Genomic DNA, 17,133 nt, shown 5'->3' on the forward strand with positions numbered 1-17,133 from the left:
TTCGCAGACATCTGCCCGACCGGTGAGAAGTCGCTGCGGACTGCGACTCCGCCTGTTCTCTACCCCGGGGGCGAGTTGAGGTGCCCGCGAACTACGGCGGGGCCGTCACTGCGGTCCCGCCGGACGGCGAGTCGGCTGTCGCGGTGGGCCGTGGTCGTGGAAGACGTGGAAGTCGTGGAGGCCGCGGGTGGTCAGGAGGGCGGCAGAGGCTGCTCCGTCCAGACCGTCTTGCCGTCGTGGGTGTAGCGGGTGCCCCACCGCTCCGTGAGCTGCGCGACCAGGAAGAGCCCGCGTCCGCCCTCGTCCGTGCTGAGGGCCCTTCGGAGGTGAGGGGACGTGTGGCTGGCGTCGGACACCTCACAGATCAGACAGTGTGTACGGATGAGGCGCAGGGTGACGGGGCCGTCCGCGTACCGGTAGGCGTTGGTGACGAGCTCGCTGGCGACCAGCTCGGTGGTGAAGGCCATGTCCGACAGCCCCCATTCGGCCAGCTTCGCCGTGGCCAGCTCCCTGGCGCGGCCGGCAGCGGTCGCCTCCAGAGGCAGGTGCCAGGTGGCGAAGTTCTCCGGCGGCAGTACCCGGGTACGGGCCATGAGCAGCGCGACGTCGTCGGTGGGGCGGCGGTCCGTGGGCAGCAGCGCTTCGACCACGCCGTCGCACGTGCGCTCCAGAGCGTCGGCACTGTGGGCGAGACATCCCTCCAGGTTCTCCAGCGCGGCATCGATGTCACCGTCGCGCGCCACCAGGAGGCCGTCCGTGTAGAGCGTGAGCAGGCTGCCCTCAGGGAGGTCCAGGTGGTACATCTCGAACGGCAGTCCGCCCAGGCCGAGCGGTGGACCCGCGGGCAGGTCGAGCACGGTCACCTGGCCGTCCGGTGTGGACACCAAGGGTGCCGGGTGGCCGGCGCGTGCCAGGGAGCATTGCCGGGAGACCGGATCGTAGACCGCGTAGACGCACGTGGCCCCGAGCACCTGCTCGATCGCCGACTGGTTGCCCTCGGCGTTCGTCTCCCCCTCGGCGGCCAGCAGACTGACCAGATCGTCCAGCCGGGCCACCACCTCGTCCGGTTCCAGGTCGAGGCTGGCCAGGGTGCGCACGGCGGCGCGCAGGCGCCCCATCGAGGCCGCGGCGTGGATTCCGTGGCCGACCACGTCTCCCACGACGAGGGCGACTCGGGCCCCCGACAACGGGATCACGTCGAACCAGTCACCACCGATGCCCGCCTCACCACTCGCCGGCAGGTACCGGCAGGCCACCTCGACGGCCGGAAGGTCGGACACCGTGCCCGGCAGCAGACTGCGCTGCAGAGTCAGAGCGGCGCTCTGCTGCTGGGTGAAGCGGCGCGCGTTGTCGATACAGACGGCCGCACGCGAGGAAAACTCGTGGGCCACTGCGGCATCGTCGTCCTCGAAAGGCTCCGAATGGCGCACGCGCCACAGGCTCACCACACCCAGTACCAGGCCGCGTGCCATCAGGGGCACCGCGATCAGAGAATGAGCGCCGAGAGCCAGCGCGACCTCGATCCGCCGCCGGTCCATGCCGTACCACTCGGGGCGGAGGGACAGCAGCCGTTCGAGAATCGGGCGACGCTCGGCCAGGCACCGCGCCTGCGGGGACTCCGGAAGGAGCGGGACCACATCGCCCTCCTGGAGCGGGACCCGTGGTTCGGGGGGCGAAAGGGCCACTCTCAGGAGCACACCTGCCATGTCCACGGGCAGTTCGTCACCCAGTGCCACCGGTTTCAGGAGGTCCACCGAGCAGTAGTCGGCCAAGCCGGAGACGGCCACCTCGGCCAGTTCCCGGGCCGTCTGCGTCACGTCCAGTGAGGTTCCGATCCGGGCGCTCGCCTCGTTCAGCAGAGTGAGCCTGCGGCGCGCTCGGTGGCGCTGGGTCACGTCCTCGACCGTCTCCGCCACGCCGAGAACCCGGCCCGAGGAGTCCTCCATCCGGAACGCGGAGACGGACACCATCCGTTCCTGCCCCGGAGCATGGCGTGTGCGCGCCGACTGCTCCGTGAAGATCAACGGCTCGCCGGTCTCCAGGACGTGGCGTACCCGCTCCTCGGCCGGACCCGCGTCCTCGTCGACCAGGAACTCACCGGAACTACGGCCCACCGGCGCCTCGGCCGTGATGCCGCTGGCCTTTTCGATCGCACGGTTGACCCGGATCACCTTCCTGTCCGGGCCGTGGATGGCCAGACCGATCGGGGACCGGTGGTACAGGCCGTCCAGCAGCGCGCGGTCCCGTTGCCAGGCAACGACTTCCGTGGCAGGGGAACCGACCAGGAACCACTCTTGACGATCTCCGTCGCGGGTGATCGCGCGGGCCCGGAAACCCATCTCCACACGCCGTCCGTCGTGGTGCCGGACGGGCAGGACTCCGAACCAGCCCCCTGTCCTCATGGCGTCCACGACGACGGACCGCGCGACAGGCAGGTCACGGGCGTCGACCAGGAGGTCCCGCCACGCCCGTCCGATCACTTCCTTGGCGCGGTAGCCCAGCAGCTCCTGCGCACGTGCGCTCCAGCCGACCACTGTGCCGTGATCGTCGAGCACGGCCGAAGCGGCATGCCCCAGGGCGAACGGATCCTCCGGACTCTCACTGAAATGCATCGAGGGCGTCCCCATAACCACCACTTTGTCTCCGTGACTCCGATGCTCCTCCTCCCGGTCTCCGTCCGCGACTCTCCCGTTCCTCTCGGCTCGGCGGTTCGACAGGAGTGACATGGCGGCGCTCGGCGTGTGCGGGCAAACGCCTGCAGGGAAGGGGGTGGCCACGGCTCGGGACCGCTTCGTCACGGAGGCCGGCGAAGGCGCTTCGGCGGGAGTCGCCATGGCGCGTGTTCACAGCCAGCCCCTTCCGCTTGCCCGAACCAGCCAGGACGACTCGGCCGCGGCACCACCCCAACGACGACGGGGGCCGGGCAGGTCCGTGCTGCCGTGTGCCCCACGGGTCGCAGCCGGCCGTCGGGGAAACCGGGCCGCAAGCACGGGTCCCGTTGAAGTCTGACAACGCGGCTTGACGATCCATGTCAAGCAGCGTTCACAAACCATTCGTCGAGCTGAAGCGGACTTGGATCGTTCCGTCGACCAGCGATCGTGACCGGCCGCCAAGCCGAACGGCGACTATGCGGGAACGCAGCGGGAGCTCGCGAGCAGGGCGCGCAGCGGGGCGGTGTCGGGCGTGTCGGCGACGGCGGCGTCGATGGCGTCGTCCATGCCCTTCTCCCAGGACTCGGGCAGTATGAGTCCAGGCTGCCCCGACCAGGCGATGTCCGGTTTCGCGTATCCGGACTCGACGAGGCGCAGGTGGACCATGCCCGCGAGCCCGTCGAAGACCTTGGGCCGAATGAAGTTGCGGGCGGACGGCCCGGACAGTCGCGTCGCCTGATGCGGTTTGGGCATGCGGTCGGCGACCGCCATCCACAGCAGGCCGCGGTCGAACGCGTCGAGTATCTCTTCCAGGGCGGGCAACTCGTTGTCGGCCACTGCTTCGGTCGTGGCAGTTCGATGTACGGTCGCCGTCCTGCCTGCGCCCTGCGCCGATGAGCGAAGCGCCCTGGCCACGGCGACCCGCAGTGGCCGGGACCAGTCCTCGGCATCGGCGACCGCGCGGGCCATGACGAGGTCGTCCCAACTCATGCGCCGTAGCCGCGCCGCCTCCTGCGACAGCGTGCGCGCCTCCAATGCGACGAACACCCGGTCCAGGTCGTGCAGCAGAGTCAGCGCGGCCGGCTCGTCGGTCGCCTTATCGGGCCGGCCATCGGTGGGCAGCTTCTCGATCAGGGCGATCCGTTCGGCTATCGGCGGGTGTGAGTCGTACTGGTGCGGCCGAGGCGGACGCTGCCCGGAAGAGAGCAGAGCGAGCCGCTCCCCGGTTCGGGCGGCGAGCAGTCGACGGAATCCGCCGTGCACCTCGCCCTCAGGCGGTAGCGCTCCCAGCGACCTACCCATCGCGGCGTACGTCTCCAGGTAGTGGGTGTATGCGGCGGCGAGCACCGGAAGGACGCGTAGTGCAGCGGCCGTCGCGTCACGGCCCGCATGCCGGGCGGCCGTCCGGTCCGCGGCAAGCTCCTGGTGGCGGGCCACGGACTGCGAGGTCCGCAGGAACATCCGGGCGTAGCCGACGTACAGGGCACCGATCGCGTGGTGGAACCGAGTGCTGCCCTCCTGGAAGACCTCCACCGTGTGCAGCAGCGCTTTCCGACCTCGCATCGTGACAGCGCCGAGCCGGGTATCGAGGTTGCCGTAGTGCCCGAACTCGTGGGCGAGGACGGCGCGCAGTTGCGGGACGGTCAGCCCGCCGAGCAGCGGCAGGCCCAGGAGCATGCGGCGTCGTCCGGACAGCAGGCCCAGCAGGCGGCTTTGTTCGGCGACCCCCGCGTTGACCTCGGCGACCAGGTAAACCTCATTTGGCGGCCGTTGCCCCGTCACTTCGGCGGCGGCTCGTATCTGTCTCCACAGCTCGGGCTGTTCCTGTGGCGTGACCGCCACCCCGTGTGGCACCGGGCCCAGACGCCCGGCCCGTAGAAAGGCGAAGAGACCCCGCAGAATCGCCGCCGCCAACAGGACGGTGACGGTCAGAACCATGCCTTCGAACCAGGCCGCCTGCGCGGTGAACAGCCGTGTCATCAGCAGCCAGTCAAGCACCGCGAGGGCCGACAGCAGAACGACTCCCATCAGATGGAAGCCGACCAACAACGTGAACGCACGGACTGCGCGCAGCCGAAACGACATCGAAAAATCCCCCAGCCACATGGTTCAACCAGCCCGAACGGGCCAAAGGCGCTCGCGGATAGTACCCCCGCAGATCACCTACGGTCTGGAAGCGAACCAGACCTCAGCGCTTGGACACGGACGACTCCAGCACCACTGATGCGGTCTGTGAGCGCGGCATGATGGCTCAAGTCAAGGCGCGTTCCCAGCCCTTCCCTGGCAAGCGTTCGAGAGGGTGCTTACTGCTCCCAGGCCATGAGTCCTCGCCGTCGCCCTCCAGCGGGATGGGCGACATGGAGATCATTCCGGGGCTCGGCGTCAGCATGGTGAGGACCGGTGACTCGAGTGCGTACGAGGGTGCTCGGCGTAACCGGGAGGCGAGGCGGGCGGAGGATGCGGAACACTGCGCCAGGTGATCATGATGCAGCCCGTCCTGGAGATGACCACCACTGACGGCTTCGACCTCTGGCCTGTCGCCGAGATCGAGTCGTTCGGCTTCCTGCCGCTCAGTGGCGAGCTGTCACCCGCTGAGGTCGGGACAGCGGTGATGCGCATTGCCGGCTGCAATGACGTCGACCCTGACGGCGATCGTCCGCCTCGGCCGGTCGCCGCACTCGACTCGTTCCTTCACGGACTACTGACGTTCGACATCCTCTTTGCGGCCGGCGGTCTGCGGGTCACCGACGACTCCACGGGCGTCACCTTCCTGCCCGGTTGCTGCGATGGGCTGGAGGACTGGCGTGACTGGCAGCGGTTCGTCGACGACGGCGGCCTGCTCGGGTTCGGCCACGACCCCGTGTCACCGATTGCGGAGCGCTTCGGCAGCGTCGTCCGGCTCACCGTGAATGCCGAGCGGAGCGGCAGCCCGGTGATCGAGCTGTCCGTCACCGAGCTCCGTCACCTGCTTGCCGGTGCCGAGCGCGACCTGGTCGACTTTCTCGCGCTGGCAGCCGGTTGGGCCTCCAGGCAGCTGCCGGCCCACTGCTCTGCCGTCACAGCCGCCCTCGCCCGCGTTCTGGACCTTCCTGCGCCGACCGTACCGCCGGAGCCGTAGGACGGGGCCCGGGAATGTCATCGTGTGCCACGCGGTGACTGTGCGCGCTACCTGCCTAAAGGTCTGTCAGCGCGGCTTGACGATCCATGTCAAGCCGTGTTCGCAGACCTTTCTCGCGAGGCAGCGGAGCCTGTGCACAGGGCTTCGTGGTGTCTGTCCAATTCCGGGGGCACACCGTGTCGGGGTACGTGCGGTGTTCGGCCACGTCAGTACCAGCGGACTTGGCCGGCTGCCCCATGGCCCGTACGGGCGGCGTGGCGGAGAACGCGGAGCGGGCCGTCAACAAGTTCGTCCGCGTCGTGGGCGGGGTCGTCACCCAAGCCGGTCATCCACGCGTGGATTCGCCCGATCGCGTCACGACGTGGGGTTCCGGTCAGGACGAGGGTCTCCTCGACCGCAGGCAGTTGAGCGCGGACTTGCTCGGCATCGAGAAGGAAGTCCCCGAACCGGCCCGGCAGCCGCAGCGTCGCATCGGGACCCATGTGCGTAAGCCAGGGCGGAGAACGGGTCGGCTTTGCGCGCCGTGGCCACGAACAAGCCCTCCCCGATATCGGGGGGAAACTGATCCATGACCGTGTCACGCAGCTTCTCCGCGTGGTCGGAGTCGTCGTGGCAGGCGTTGAAGAACGCGCTCAGCCGGAGGGCGTCCTTGTCGGCGCTGCAATCGCCGGGGGAGCTCGTCGACGGAGTGAACATGGACGCCTGTGCCTTGTTTCGCCACCAGGCCAGCTCCCGAGGCTCGTCACGGCGGACCGGTGTCGGCGACGAGTTCTGAACCGAAGCGCTCTGCAAATTCCGTACCTCCTGGTCAGGCACCGCGCCGACGATCCACACACCTGTGACGCTCAACTCCGCCTCCTTTCGCTCTTCCATCCGAACTCGGTCATGTCTCAGCCGTCGGCGTGACGGTCGTCCGTACTGCGGGTCCACAGGGAGAGGTCGCTGCTCGTCGCTACGGCGATCGTTCGGCCTGAGGGGGAGAAGCCGGCTGCGCGGAATGTGGAGTAGTTCGAGTGGAAGATGTGCCACCACTCCACTCCGTGCGGACCCTTGTGGGGGAGCCCGCCGTCGCGGGACAGCAGGACCCGATCGTTCGGCCAGGCCGGGGTGACGACTTCCAGGGTCCAGCCGTCTTCGGTGGTGGTGTGCAGCCCGCCGCCGAAGAGCCCGGCGATGCGTACGCGGCTTCCGGTGATCGGCCCCAGCCCGGGGCAGGACAGGTCGGCAACCGCGTCGGGGGTGCTGTCCTCGGGAGCGGGGTCGCGGTCCCTGGCGATCTTCTCGCCGGTGACGGCGTCGAAGAGACCGTGCCCGTCGTGCGAGACGACCATCACCAGATCGTGGCCGGTATCGGGGTCCGTGGCGAAGCCGATTCCGAGCAGTCCGCCGACAGGGACGCCGTACTCGTACGCGAAGACGGGCCGCCAGGGTTCGGGCGCGGGCACCAAAGAGGCCGCGAGAAGCCGGTTCCGCATCGCCCGCTGGTAGGCCGAGAGGTCCGGCTCATGCTCGGACTGCCCGGCCGGAGGCGTCTCCTTCGTCCACTTCATCACGGGGCCATGATCCACGCCCCAGCAGGCGGCTCCCGAAGATGACCCCGGTCCACCGCGCAGGCGCAGCTTGCATCCACCGTCATCGGGGTGGGCGCCTGCCTTGCTCGGCGGGCGGTACGTTCTACCCGGCGGACGGCTACCACCAGCAGTATCTTGACCGCAACATCAACGGCCACGGCGGAACCGGCGTCTCCTGTCCGATCGGTGTGGCTCCAACCAAGGGGTGAGTTTCGCCATCGACCCTGAGCTCCTGGCGGCTTTGTGGAGGGAACGGCATCCGTCGGGCCCTCCCGTCGCTCACACGTTCCGCACCAGGTACGCGAATCGCTGGGTACGTTTCCACAGCCTCCCCGGCTCGAAGCGCTACCCGGAGTCCGAGGACGAGTACGCGATCGTGCTGGACCGGTACAACACGATCCTCGACGAGTTGTTCGCGGACACGGACGTGTTCGTGGTGACCATGGACTGGTCGGACACACCGACCGGGCCCGAGGGCTACCCGACACCACGACAGATACTGCACCCCGACGGCATCCGCTGGTGGACCGAGTCGGAACAGGACGACCCCGACCCGGAGTTCCACACCCACACACGGCTGTACGCCGACCGGCGCCGGTGGAACCGCGGCTGCCTCGACGGGCTGTTGCGAGCCGTCGCGGACGAGGCGCTCGTCGAAGTCTTCATCGCCGACAGGGAACTGCGACGTATCCACCACCCCTACGACGGCGGCGCAGACGTCATCCTTGCCACGCCGACAGAACGTGACCGTGTGCGTGACCGACACACAGACTGGCTCTCCAGCCACCCAGCCGGCCTCTGAGAGCCGCGCGGGCCCCCTTTCCCCGGTCGACCGCGCAGGGGTCTGTGAACGCTGTTTGATGACTCATGTCAAGGCGTGTTCATAGACCTCTGGCGGGACTGGTGGTACGTGACAACCGCGTTGTCGGAAGCCGATATCCGGTCGTCGAGGAAGATGTGCACATGGCTGATCACTCTCCCGCGATGTCTCTGATGTCCCTCGTGAACGACGTGCAGGCGCACGCGCTCTCCGATGACACGACGGTCGCAGAGAGCTTCACCTTCGGCAGTGCCACCGTCGTCATCGGAGACACCGGGACAGTGATCATCGTCGTAGCGGGGGACGCACTCGACAGGAGCAGTGTGTGGAACGCCGAGGAGGTCCGTCTCATCGGTCCCGCACCGACGCCGGTCAAGGAGAGACTTGCACCTTGGGCGTGGGCGGCGGACGACACGAAGTTGCCTCTTCACCTGATGGCCCGAGTCCCGGAGGGCCTCGTCTATCTCGGCACCGGAATCGTGGCTCAGGCCGAAACGACGGTACCTCCGGGCCACGTCGAGCGCATTCTCACCCGCTGCACCCTTCGGCTCGATACTCCTCTGAGCAAGTCCGACCTCGACCGCGTCCGCCCGCCGCTTCCTCGGCTGGATCTCCCGAGCTTGGAGTGGCTCGGACACGTGAACGGCAACCGAGCGGCCGCGCTCGAACAGTTCATCACCGGCTGGTATCCCGCGGCGTCCGAGTCTCCTGAGCCACCATCAGTACGGGCGCATGCCTTCGGCTTGCCGGACGCGCTGCGGCGCTTTTACCGACTGGCGCAGCACCGCCCTCGCTCCCTGGGAGTGCAGAACCGGATCCTTCCCGCCTCCAGGTGCGGGACCGATCCCCACGGGGAGATGCTCGTGTTCGGCGAGGAGAATCAGGGAGGGTTCTTCTGGTCGCTGCTGTGGACGCTCGACGGACCCGAAACCGATCCGACGGTCTGGTTCTGTGAGTGCGACGAACCACCGATCGCCGAGCAGGAACCGCTCAGCGGCTTCCTCATCCAGTTCTCTCTCTTCGAGGCTGCGATGGGCGCTGACTACATGGCGCTGTCTGACCGGCTTACCGCACAGCAGGTGGACCAGCTCACCGAGGGACTTCACCCTGTGCCCCTGCGGCCCTTCTGGCCGGGGGCTCCTACGCGCTTCCATGTCGCCCCGGGGCTTGTCCTGCACATCACGGATGAGGGTGACGACAGCTTCAGCGCCTGGGCCGGCGCCACCCACCGTCGTGCTCTCGCCCCACTGGCCGACGCCGCGGTCGAGTGGACCCACTTCGACGGCTGACATCGCGGCTCAGCCCGGTTGCCTCGGCACCAGACAGGGACACGAGACCGCGATAAGTCTGTGAACGCGGCTTGAAGACTCATGTCAAGCCGTGCTCACAGACCTTTCCCGTCACACTGTCGAAGGCTTTCCTGCCACAACTCGAAATCTCCGGTGACATGCCCCACCCCACAGAGTGGCCAGCATGGAGACCAACCCGGGGACCGGCGTCAACGCGGTCAAGCTCCGCGACCCCGTGTGCAGGTCGAAGGAGGAACGCATTGGTCCACCGCATCACGGTCCTGGTGGAACGGGATGGTTACGCCGCCACGTCCACGTTGGCGATCGTATGTTCTATTTATTACCTTTTGATTGAATCGCCATCTCGGTGAGCGATTTTCCTCTATCGTCCCCCGTAGCGGAAGCGCCAAGGGGTAAGGGGATTCGTTGTGGCGGGGGACGTCCGGCTGGGTGTCGTGATGGTGCACGGTCTGTTTTCGGGACCCGAGGTATGGGGTCCGCTTCAGCGGCTGGTGAAGCAGGATCCGGAGCTCGGGTTTGTTGATGTTTTGACCTTCGGGTATGAGACGGGAGTGCAGCGGCTTAGTCCGCTGCGGGTGTTTCCGTCCATCGACACGATTGCTGACAGTCTGCGGGAGTACTTGGCAACCGAGGCGGGAAAATATGAGCAATTGGTGCTGGTGACGCACAGCCAGGGTGGCCTGGTGGTCCAGCGTTATCTGGCGCGGATGCTCCACGACGGCCGCGGCCAAGAGTTGGCGCGGATTCAACGCGTGGTGATGCTGGCCTGTCCGAACAACGGCTCAGAGCTATTTCTGTCTCTCCGTAAAAGGGCATTTGGCTCGAGGCACCCGCAGGAAAAGGAACTGCGACCACTGAACGATCGAGTCACTGGGACCCTTCGTACCATCATGCGCGACGTCGTGACCGCGCGCACCGTGACTGACAGAACGTGCCCGATCCCGTTCTCGGTCTACGCCGGCACTGAAGACGGGGTTGTACGCCCCGAGTCCGCGCAAGCGGTCTTCCCTGAAGTTGCCGCCCTGCCCGGCGACCACTCCAGCATTCTTAAGGCCCAGTCGTCTGACCATCGCACCTTCACTACCTTGAAGCGCCTGCTCTTCGTCAATCCTGTCCGCCCCCCGACCGCAATGATTCGAAATCGACTGCTGTGCCTTTTCAAGGCCGGCTGCAGCGTTGGAGATGCGACGGCACTGCAACTAGCCAAGTCTGAACCCTTCCGCGAGTTCCTTGACTCGCTGCGGGCAATCGGTCTCAGTGAGGGTGAGATCGAACCGTTGCGTGACATTAGGAATCAACTGGAGCAGAACGAAAGCCGCGGGACCGGCCGGGGCGTCCTGGTTGCGTACGCGGAGGTGCTAGCGAGGGTCATCGGCCTGGTTGGCAAGAGAACATCGACCGAAGAGTTCCGATGGTTCAACTTGGGAAAGTCGCTGCAGAGTATTGCCCTTGTAGCCGCGACCGCTTGGCCGGACGATCCAGAGATTGAAGACGCGCGGAGCGAGCTCTTCTATCTGAGCGATGTCGTTGATATGCCTTCGGGCCTGCGGGCCGACGTGAAAACCTACTGCCAATTGGAACTCCCCACCTCCGGGCGCATGGAAATGCCCAAGGAAGCACAGCGACTAAGTAACGCCTTCTGTACGGTTCTTTGATTGGGTTTTACTTGCCAGGCGGGAGTGGATCCCCAACCTGTTGCGGGGTGGCCAGGTAGCGGCACCACCGCTGCAGACGTGAGAGGGCTTGCGTGTCTGCCCAGTCAGGTCGCTGTTCGTCGCAACGACCACGGTCTGCCCAGACGGAGACCCCGGACCTTCATCGACTGGCTGTACCGCTACCTGATCGGCGAGGAGATGACGGGCTGGGACAGCGCAACCTTCTACCCCGGCCCTGTGCGGCTGGAGTTCCCGCCCGCAGGACCAGGCCAGCACACTCGCGAGGCGTACGGCCCAGAACGCGGAATGTGAGTTCAGCACTGAGGGAGACACTTGACGAACGACTGCGCTCGACGCGTCAGTCCATCGAGTACGGCATTGCTGAGATGTTGCTCCATGTGCCGGACGCGATTTGGCTCGCACGGGCAACCGTCTGCGGCCTGCGTGCTCCGTCGGATCGAGCAGCGGGTCGAAAATAGGTGGTCACCTGAGCTGACCGAGCCCACGCTGTACGCCATGGAAGAACCGATCCGCAGGATCCGCGCGCTCCACACGGCGTCCACGATCACCGTCTACCAGGCGTACTCCCCTGAGATCGGACTGCCCGCCATCCGAGACGGCCGTTTTCCGGCCGCGTGGAAGCCTGGCCGCATGACGTGGATCAAACCCAGTTTCATGTGGATGATGTACCGCTCCGGCTGGGGCACGAAGGAGGGTCAGGAGACCGTCCTCGCCGTCGAGATCACTCGCGACGGCTTCGACTGGGCGCTGCGCCGTGCCTGCCTGTCGAGTTACGTTCGCGGACTGCATCCCGATCGCGGCACCTGGCAGCGTGACCTCAAGCGCGCACCGGCCCGTGTCCAGTGGGATCCCGAACGCGATCTGCACCTGCGTCCCCTGCCACACCGCTCGCTGCAACTGGGGCTCTCGGGTGAGGCATCGTCGCGTTACGCGGACGAGTGGATCGTGTCCATCAGCGACGTGACTCCGCTCGCCCAGGAGATCCACGCACTCGTCAGGGACGGCGAACTGGACTCAGCTACCCGACTGCTCCCCCAGGAGCAGGAATACCCCGCCAGTGCAGAATTCCTGGCTCACCTGCGTCCATGACCGGCAATCCGGGCACAACCGCCGGCATCATCCACGGGTCACATGGCGGCACAGGTCTGTGAACGCTGCTTGATGATCCATGTCAAGCCGTGTTCACAGTCCTCTTTGCGGCCGACGCACCTCGCGGGATCAACGCTGTCATGCGGAAGCCACCACCTCGCCGGCCATGACCTGGGGAGGGTTGGGGAGCAGTGACGCAAGGTTGTCCCGCACGAAGTCCGCAGCCCTCAAGATCGATTCTTCGGCACCAGCCTGGTCCTGGAAGATGCTGGTCGAGACCATCACTCCGTCCCCGGCATCGATCCAGTAGTAGGCCACGAAGCCGGAGACCTGGCGCATGAGCGCCACGAACCCCTCGTTCACGAGACGTGCCGCCTCGGCCGAATCGGTCACCCCTTCGTACCGCCGGACTGCTGCGTACATCGCCAAGCTCCTCACGGCGTTCTGGGTTCGTTCTCTGCTGAGACGTCGTACCCCTGCGACGGCTGCCTGGCTCATGAGGCGTCCGGCAATCACCTGAAGGGGCGCCTCGGGTGATCCGAACAGCGGCCGCGGGCCCGGACACACGGCCCTGCGCATGTCTGCCACGAGACGGCATCGACGTGGAGTAGAGCAGCCTCGGCCGGTGGCTGCCCGCAGCAGGGAAGAGGCTGTGAACGCGGCTTGACGATCCATGTCAAGCCGCGTTCACAGACTTTTCCGGCGGGACACTTTCACCTCTGCGACGAAGGGGGCTGGCATCAGAAGCCGTATCTCAACCGATCTTGGAACATGCGGGTCGAACAGGGTTCCTGGGCGGGTGATCTTCCGGCGGTACGCGCATGAGGGCAGGGCCTCCTGGTAGCTCGGGGGTGCGATCCCATTCCGAGCGGTTCCCTGAGGCCCTGTTGTCCCATGTGTACGACGGTTGCGCCTGCTTCAACTCGACGTCCGCGAAATGCTCCAGAGCCGAAAACACTGGTCCGGCGAGCTCGACACGCGCTTCGACGCATTCCGCTGACTGAACAGGTACAACACCCGACGCCGTCACTCCCGCGAGACCGGTTCTCCCACAACGTGCTTCACAGCATCCCCGAAGAGTTTCCCCACTGCACCCCGTCTATTGGCCGCGCCTGGCTATCTTCACCTCGCCCGGTTCCGGCAGCAGGAGAGGTAATGTCCATGAGCACCCCGGTCCACCGCGCCCCGACACGGCAGTCTGCAGCCGTCCTGACGTCGGCCCGGCAGCGTCGGGAAGGGAGTCTGTCCGGAAACTCGGTGGAGCACGCCTTCCTCCAGATGCAGTCCAGCGCCGGCAACCGGGCCACGACCGCGGCGGTGCAGCGTGCCAGGGGCGCGGACAAGGGGAAGGCGCCGGAGGTCGGCGGCGCGTCCACCGGAGCGAAGAAGAACTATCGCGACCAGATCGCCGGGCTCCTGGACAGGTTCAAGAAGAATCTCGAGCCCATCGACACCTTCATCAAGGGTGTCCAGACCCCCACCAACGCGGGCTTCACCCAGCAGGCCGCCGCCACGGCCAACGAGGGTCTCAAACACTCCGCCGCCGCCTCGGGGACCTCCGCCGCGTCGGGGAACCTCCTCACGGAGGTTGCCGGCACCGTGGTCAATGGCATGGACGCGTACAAGAACATGCAGGACGCCAAGAAGCACGAGACCGGGGCCGGCCACCACACGGCGAAGAAGAAGGCCAAGACCAAGGGGACCGACACGGTCATCGGAGCCGCCGGTTCGGCAAGCTACAGCGCCGGAATCGCCAAGGAGGTGACCAAGCTCCAGAAGGCGGCGGACGCCGCGGTGGCGTCCGAGGCGAGCGGTATCGCCAGCGCTTCCGTCGGCGCGATCAAGGCAATGCGGGCAGCCTTCCGAGTCGGGGGAGCGGCCCGCAAGTACAAGAAGGTGAAGGAGCTCGGAGATCCCCATCTCGTCCACGCGGGGTCACTGGCCCGGCTGAACGAATCACGGGAGCAGGCCGACTGGGCCGCGGCGGAGGCGTACGTCGCGCTGGATGCCTACTGGGACCACGAGGGCGAGGGACGGCTGGAGCTCGTTTCCGAGGCCATCGACGCCGCCTGGGAGGCGATGGGCGAAGCCCGTGACGCCGCCGAGAGCCTCCAGCGCGCAGAGAGAGACGTGGAAAAGCTGAGCACGGTGCAGAAGTACGCGAAGAAGAAGCAGCTCACCAAGATCGGCAAGGAGACGGTCGGTGGCGCGGTGGGCGAATCCACCAAGGCCGCGGCCGGCGTCGTGACGGCGGTCGCGGCGGGAACAGCCGGGCTGGCGAGCAACCCGGTCGGATGGGGCCTCGCCGGGGCCGGGGCCGGCCTCGTCCTCGGCGTCACCCTGTACAAGGCGCTCCGCGCCGCCACGAAGCGCTACGAAGAGGTCCGCCACCCCGAGCACTGGGCGCCGGAGGGCGAGACCCCGGCGGAGGCCGCATCCCGCAATGAATCGCTGAAGCATGCCCTGAAGTTCTGGCAGAAGGTGTCGAAGGGCGAACGCCAGGCCATGGCGCGTGAGATCTACGCCTTGGCGGCGGGTCCCGACATCCCAGGCAGCGGCAGCACAACGGCCGAGATGAGGGAATCCGCAAGGGCCCTCCTCATCGCTCTCAAATCAGGCCCCACCAACCACAAGCTGGAACCGGAAACGTGGGCGGACACCCTCGATGACCCGGCGAAGACCACCGGTTGGATCAAGGAGATAGCGGAGCAGCTGGCGTCGGGCTGACCGTAGTCGTGGGTGCGGCGCTCGGGCATGCCCGGCATCTTCGGCAGCACAGGTGCCGACCGATCCAGCGTCTGGATCTGCGACTCCTCATCCACGCAGAGGACGATGGCCCGCTCGGGCGGGTCCAGATACAGTCCGACGACGTCGCGGACCCGGGGGGAACTTCAGGCAGAACCTCCCCAGTATCCTGGACCCCTTCAAGTCCTACCTGCATCAGCGCTGGCAGGAGGGCTGCACCAACGCCCGGACACTGTTCGAGGAGATCAGGTCCGCGGGATTCCCAGGCAGTACACGATCGTCCGCGAGTACCTGCGCCCGCTTCGATCCGGACTGGACCCGGCAGGCCGCGCGTCCAAGCAGCCCTCAGTACGGGACGTGACCGGCTGGATCACCAAGCATCCCGACAGCCTGACCTCCTAGGAAACCGTCAAGATCAAGAACATCCTCGCCCGGTGTCCCCAGCTCAGCACCACCGCCGAACACGTCCGCTCCTTCGGCGAGATGATGCGCGACCGCGCTGGGCACCACCTCACCGAGTGGCTCACCGCGGCCCACGCAACCGACCTGCCCGAGTTGCAGTTGTTTGTGGTGGGGATCAGGTCTGATCTCGGGGCGGTGACGGCGGGGTTGACACTGCCGTTCAGTTCGGGCGCGGTGGAGGGGCAGGTGAACCGGATCAAGATGCTGAAGCGGCAGATGTCCGGCCGGGCCGGCGTGGACCTCCTGCGCAAGCGCATCCTTCTCACTCGCTGACCCGCGTGCCGGAAATCCCGTGGCGGTGACCGTCCGTCAGCCCTGCACCAAAAGTGATCCAGAACCCGAGTTCAGACGCCCCCGACAGGGTGTCCAACGGGGTCGTGCCGCGAGTCCAACCGCATCGCGGCACCCTTTCCGGCACACCACCAGGACAAAAAGTCTGCGAACACGGCTCGGTGATCCATGTCAAGCAGCGTTCACAGACCTTTGCGGGGACGGTCCAACCGTCCTGCGCCTGTGCGGAGCGGCTTGTTCGCATAGCCCGGGTGTGAACGAACGGCAGTAGCGTGCTTCCGCGGAGAAGAGGAGAAGAGCGGGGGAGGCAGCGTGAGGGCATGGTGGCTCATGCGTGGAGACGTTCGGGTCGGTGAGCTTCGCGAGTATGAGGTCGACCAGCCGATGTTCTTGTGCCATTTCGTGCCCGGACCGGGCTGGGAGACCGTCAGGCCACTGTTCGAGGCATGGGCGGCTGTACAAGGACCCGACCCCGACGGACGTCTGAACGCGGAGGCCATACGCCTGCTGATGGCTCTGGGACTGACCCTGCATCCTTCGGACGGGGATGCGCCGCTGACGTGCTTCAGAGGCTGCATCCTGCGTATCCACGGGGACAGAGCCCGCCTCCGCTGCTGACCCGCAATGTCCGAATCTGTCCGGCCGGGCACTGTCAGAGGGCATCTGAGGCATGTCCCGGGCCGGGCGCAGCAGGGTCGGCCCCCCGTCAGTCGGCCGCTGGGATCAGCCCGACCCGGTAGGCGAGGACGACCGCCTGGACCCGGTCGCGCAGACCGAGTTTGGCCAGGATCCGCGAAACGTAGGTCTTGACCGTCTCGGGGGTGATGAACAGCGCGGTGGCAATCTCCGCGTTCGACAGCCCCTCGGCGATCTGCCGGAGCACGTCGAGCTCGCGGGGGGTCAGCGCGCGTACGAGGTCTTCCCTGGCCTGCCGGGAGGTCTCGGCCGGCCGCAGGTGTTCGGCGAAGTGACCTATGAGGTGGCGGGTGACGGCGGGCGCCAGCAGGGCCTCGCCCCGGGCGACCGTACGGATCCCGTTCACCAGCTCCGCAGGAGGCGCGTCCTTGAGGAGGAAGCCGCTGGCTCCGGCCCGCAGCGCGTCGTAGACGTAGGCATCGACGTTGAACGTGGTGACGACCAGCACCTTCGGCGGGAACTGGGCATCGGGACCGGCCAGTTGCCGGGTCGCCTGGATACCGTCGAGCAGAGGCATCCGGATGTCCATCACCACCACGTCGGGCCGCAGCCGCCGTGCGGCTTCCACTGCCGCGTGCCCGTTCTCGGCCTCCCCGACGACCTCGATGTCGGGCTGCGCGGAGAAGATGGTGACGTAGCCGGTCCGCACCAGTGCCTGGTCGTCGCAGACGAGTACACGGATGGGCTGCGGCGCATCGCTCACG

General features: G+C 66.9%; 14 protein-coding genes and 2 pseudogenes. 9 read left to right on the forward strand and 7 right to left on the reverse strand.

The window, feature by feature from the left end; genetic code table 11:
* Nucleotides 1-191: 191 nt before the first annotated feature.
* Together N4G66_RS02150 and N4G66_RS02155 are read right to left on the reverse strand one after the other, a co-directional pair.
* A complete protein-coding gene (locus N4G66_RS02150) occupies nt 192-2,612 on the reverse strand; it encodes a SpoIIE family protein phosphatase (protein ID WP_261702172.1) in 2,421 nt (806 codons plus the stop codon).
* A 513-nt stretch (nt 2,613-3,125) separates the two neighbouring features.
* Nucleotides 3,126-4,736: a M48 family metallopeptidase gene (locus N4G66_RS02155; protein WP_261702173.1), complete on the reverse strand. Its 1,611-nt coding sequence runs from the start codon at nt 4,734-4,736 to the stop codon at nt 3,126-3,128.
* Between the two features lie 391 nt (nt 4,737-5,127).
* Between N4G66_RS02155 and N4G66_RS02160 the strand changes: the two genes are divergently transcribed.
* On the forward strand, nt 5,128-5,769 hold the full coding sequence (locus N4G66_RS02160) for a hypothetical protein (RefSeq protein ID WP_261702174.1): 642 nt from the start codon (nt 5,128-5,130) through the stop codon (nt 5,767-5,769).
* A gap of 206 nt (nt 5,770-5,975) precedes the next feature.
* Here N4G66_RS02160 and N4G66_RS02165 read toward each other — a convergent pair whose 3' ends face one another.
* A complete protein-coding gene (locus tag N4G66_RS02165; RefSeq protein ID WP_261702175.1) occupies nt 5,976-6,251 on the reverse strand; it encodes a hypothetical protein in 276 nt (91 codons plus the stop codon).
* Nucleotides 6,252-6,659: 408 nt separating this feature from the next.
* Complete coding sequence (locus N4G66_RS02170) at nt 6,660-7,319, reverse strand: hypothetical protein (RefSeq protein WP_261702431.1); 660 nt, start codon at nt 7,317-7,319, stop codon at nt 6,660-6,662.
* 113 nt (nt 7,320-7,432) lie between these two features.
* Here N4G66_RS02170 and N4G66_RS02175 point away from each other — a divergent pair.
* The 6 genes and pseudogenes from N4G66_RS02175 to N4G66_RS02200 form a co-directional block, all read left to right on the forward strand.
* Nucleotides 7,433-7,549: pseudogene (locus tag N4G66_RS02175) on the forward strand (peptide-methionine (S)-S-oxide reductase MsrA); the annotation flags it as partial.
* Nucleotides 7,546-8,142, forward strand: coding sequence for a DUF3885 domain-containing protein (locus N4G66_RS02180; protein WP_261702176.1), 597 nt, complete (start codon nt 7,546-7,548; stop codon nt 8,140-8,142). The pseudogene N4G66_RS02175 and the gene N4G66_RS02180, both read left to right, overlap by 4 nt.
* Before the next feature lie 200 nt (nt 8,143-8,342).
* Nucleotides 8,343-9,449 carry a hypothetical protein gene (locus N4G66_RS02185; RefSeq protein ID WP_261702177.1) on the forward strand — a complete coding sequence of 369 codons (1,107 nt, stop codon included), beginning with the start codon at nt 8,343-8,345 and terminating at the stop codon, nt 9,447-9,449.
* Nucleotides 9,450-9,877: 428 nt separating this feature from the next.
* Entirely contained in the window at nt 9,878-11,125 is a 1,248-nt protein-coding gene (locus N4G66_RS02190; RefSeq protein ID WP_261702178.1) for an esterase/lipase family protein, read from the forward strand.
* Between the two features lie 78 nt (nt 11,126-11,203).
* On the forward strand, nt 11,204-11,437 hold the full coding sequence (locus N4G66_RS02195; RefSeq protein WP_261702179.1) for a hypothetical protein: 234 nt from the start codon (nt 11,204-11,206) through the stop codon (nt 11,435-11,437).
* 204 nt (nt 11,438-11,641) lie between these two features.
* On the forward strand, nt 11,642-12,235 hold the full coding sequence (locus N4G66_RS02200; protein ID WP_261702180.1) for a DUF4291 domain-containing protein: 594 nt from the start codon (nt 11,642-11,644) through the stop codon (nt 12,233-12,235).
* A 138-nt stretch (nt 12,236-12,373) separates the two neighbouring features.
* On the opposite strand, the gene N4G66_RS02205 is transcribed toward N4G66_RS02200, so the two are convergent.
* Nucleotides 12,374-12,658 carry a hypothetical protein gene (locus tag N4G66_RS02205; RefSeq protein ID WP_261702181.1) on the reverse strand — a complete coding sequence of 95 codons (285 nt, stop codon included), beginning with the start codon at nt 12,656-12,658 and terminating at the stop codon, nt 12,374-12,376.
* Nucleotides 12,659-13,396: 738 nt separating this feature from the next.
* Between N4G66_RS02205 and N4G66_RS02210 the strand changes: the two genes are divergently transcribed.
* Entirely contained in the window at nt 13,397-14,962 is a 1,566-nt protein-coding gene (locus N4G66_RS02210; RefSeq protein ID WP_261702182.1) for a hypothetical protein, read from the forward strand.
* 2 nt (nt 14,963-14,964) lie between these two features.
* On the opposite strand, the pseudogene N4G66_RS02215 reads toward N4G66_RS02210, so the two are convergent.
* Nucleotides 14,965-15,117, reverse strand: a pseudogene (locus tag N4G66_RS02215) (IS630 family transposase); the annotation flags it as partial.
* Between the two features lie 346 nt (nt 15,118-15,463).
* Between N4G66_RS02215 and N4G66_RS02220 the strand changes: the two are divergent.
* Nucleotides 15,464-15,715 (forward strand): transposase, encoded by a 252-nt coding sequence (locus N4G66_RS02220; RefSeq protein ID WP_261702183.1) that lies wholly within the window; start codon nt 15,464-15,466, stop codon nt 15,713-15,715.
* Between the two features lie 724 nt (nt 15,716-16,439).
* Here the strand turns inward: N4G66_RS02220 and N4G66_RS02225 are convergent.
* Nucleotides 16,440-17,132 (reverse strand): response regulator, encoded by a 693-nt coding sequence (locus tag N4G66_RS02225; protein WP_261702184.1) that lies wholly within the window; start codon nt 17,130-17,132, stop codon nt 16,440-16,442.
* Nucleotide 17,133 lies beyond the last annotated feature (1 nt).

Origin of the sequence: Streptomyces rhizosphaerihabitans (assembly GCF_025399795.1) — a bacterium.
Classification (GTDB): domain Bacteria; phylum Actinomycetota; class Actinomycetes; order Streptomycetales; family Streptomycetaceae; genus Streptomyces; species Streptomyces rhizosphaerihabitans.

Excerpts from the sequence above, each read along its gene's own strand:
- N4G66_RS02150 (WP_261702172.1), bottom strand. The coding sequence starts at position 2,612 with ATGCATTTCAGTGAGAGTCCGGAGGATCCGTTCGCCCTGGGGCATGCC.
- N4G66_RS02155 (WP_261702173.1), bottom strand. The coding sequence starts at position 4,736 with ATGTCGTTTCGGCTGCGCGCAGTCCGTGCGTTCACGTTGTTGGTCGGC.
- N4G66_RS02165 (WP_261702175.1), bottom strand. The coding sequence starts at position 6,251 with ATGGGTCCCGATGCGACGCTGCGGCTGCCGGGCCGGTTCGGGGACTTC.
- N4G66_RS02170 (WP_261702431.1), bottom strand. The coding sequence starts at position 7,319 with ATGAAGTGGACGAAGGAGACGCCTCCGGCCGGGCAGTCCGAGCATGAG.
- N4G66_RS02200 (WP_261702180.1), top strand. The coding sequence starts at position 11,642 with ATGGAAGAACCGATCCGCAGGATCCGCGCGCTCCACACGGCGTCCACG.
- N4G66_RS02205 (WP_261702181.1), bottom strand. The coding sequence starts at position 12,658 with ATGTACGCAGCAGTCCGGCGGTACGAAGGGGTGACCGATTCGGCCGAG.
- N4G66_RS02210 (WP_261702182.1), top strand. The coding sequence starts at position 13,397 with ATGAGCACCCCGGTCCACCGCGCCCCGACACGGCAGTCTGCAGCCGTC.
- N4G66_RS02220 (WP_261702183.1), top strand. The coding sequence starts at position 15,464 with ATGATGCGCGACCGCGCTGGGCACCACCTCACCGAGTGGCTCACCGCG.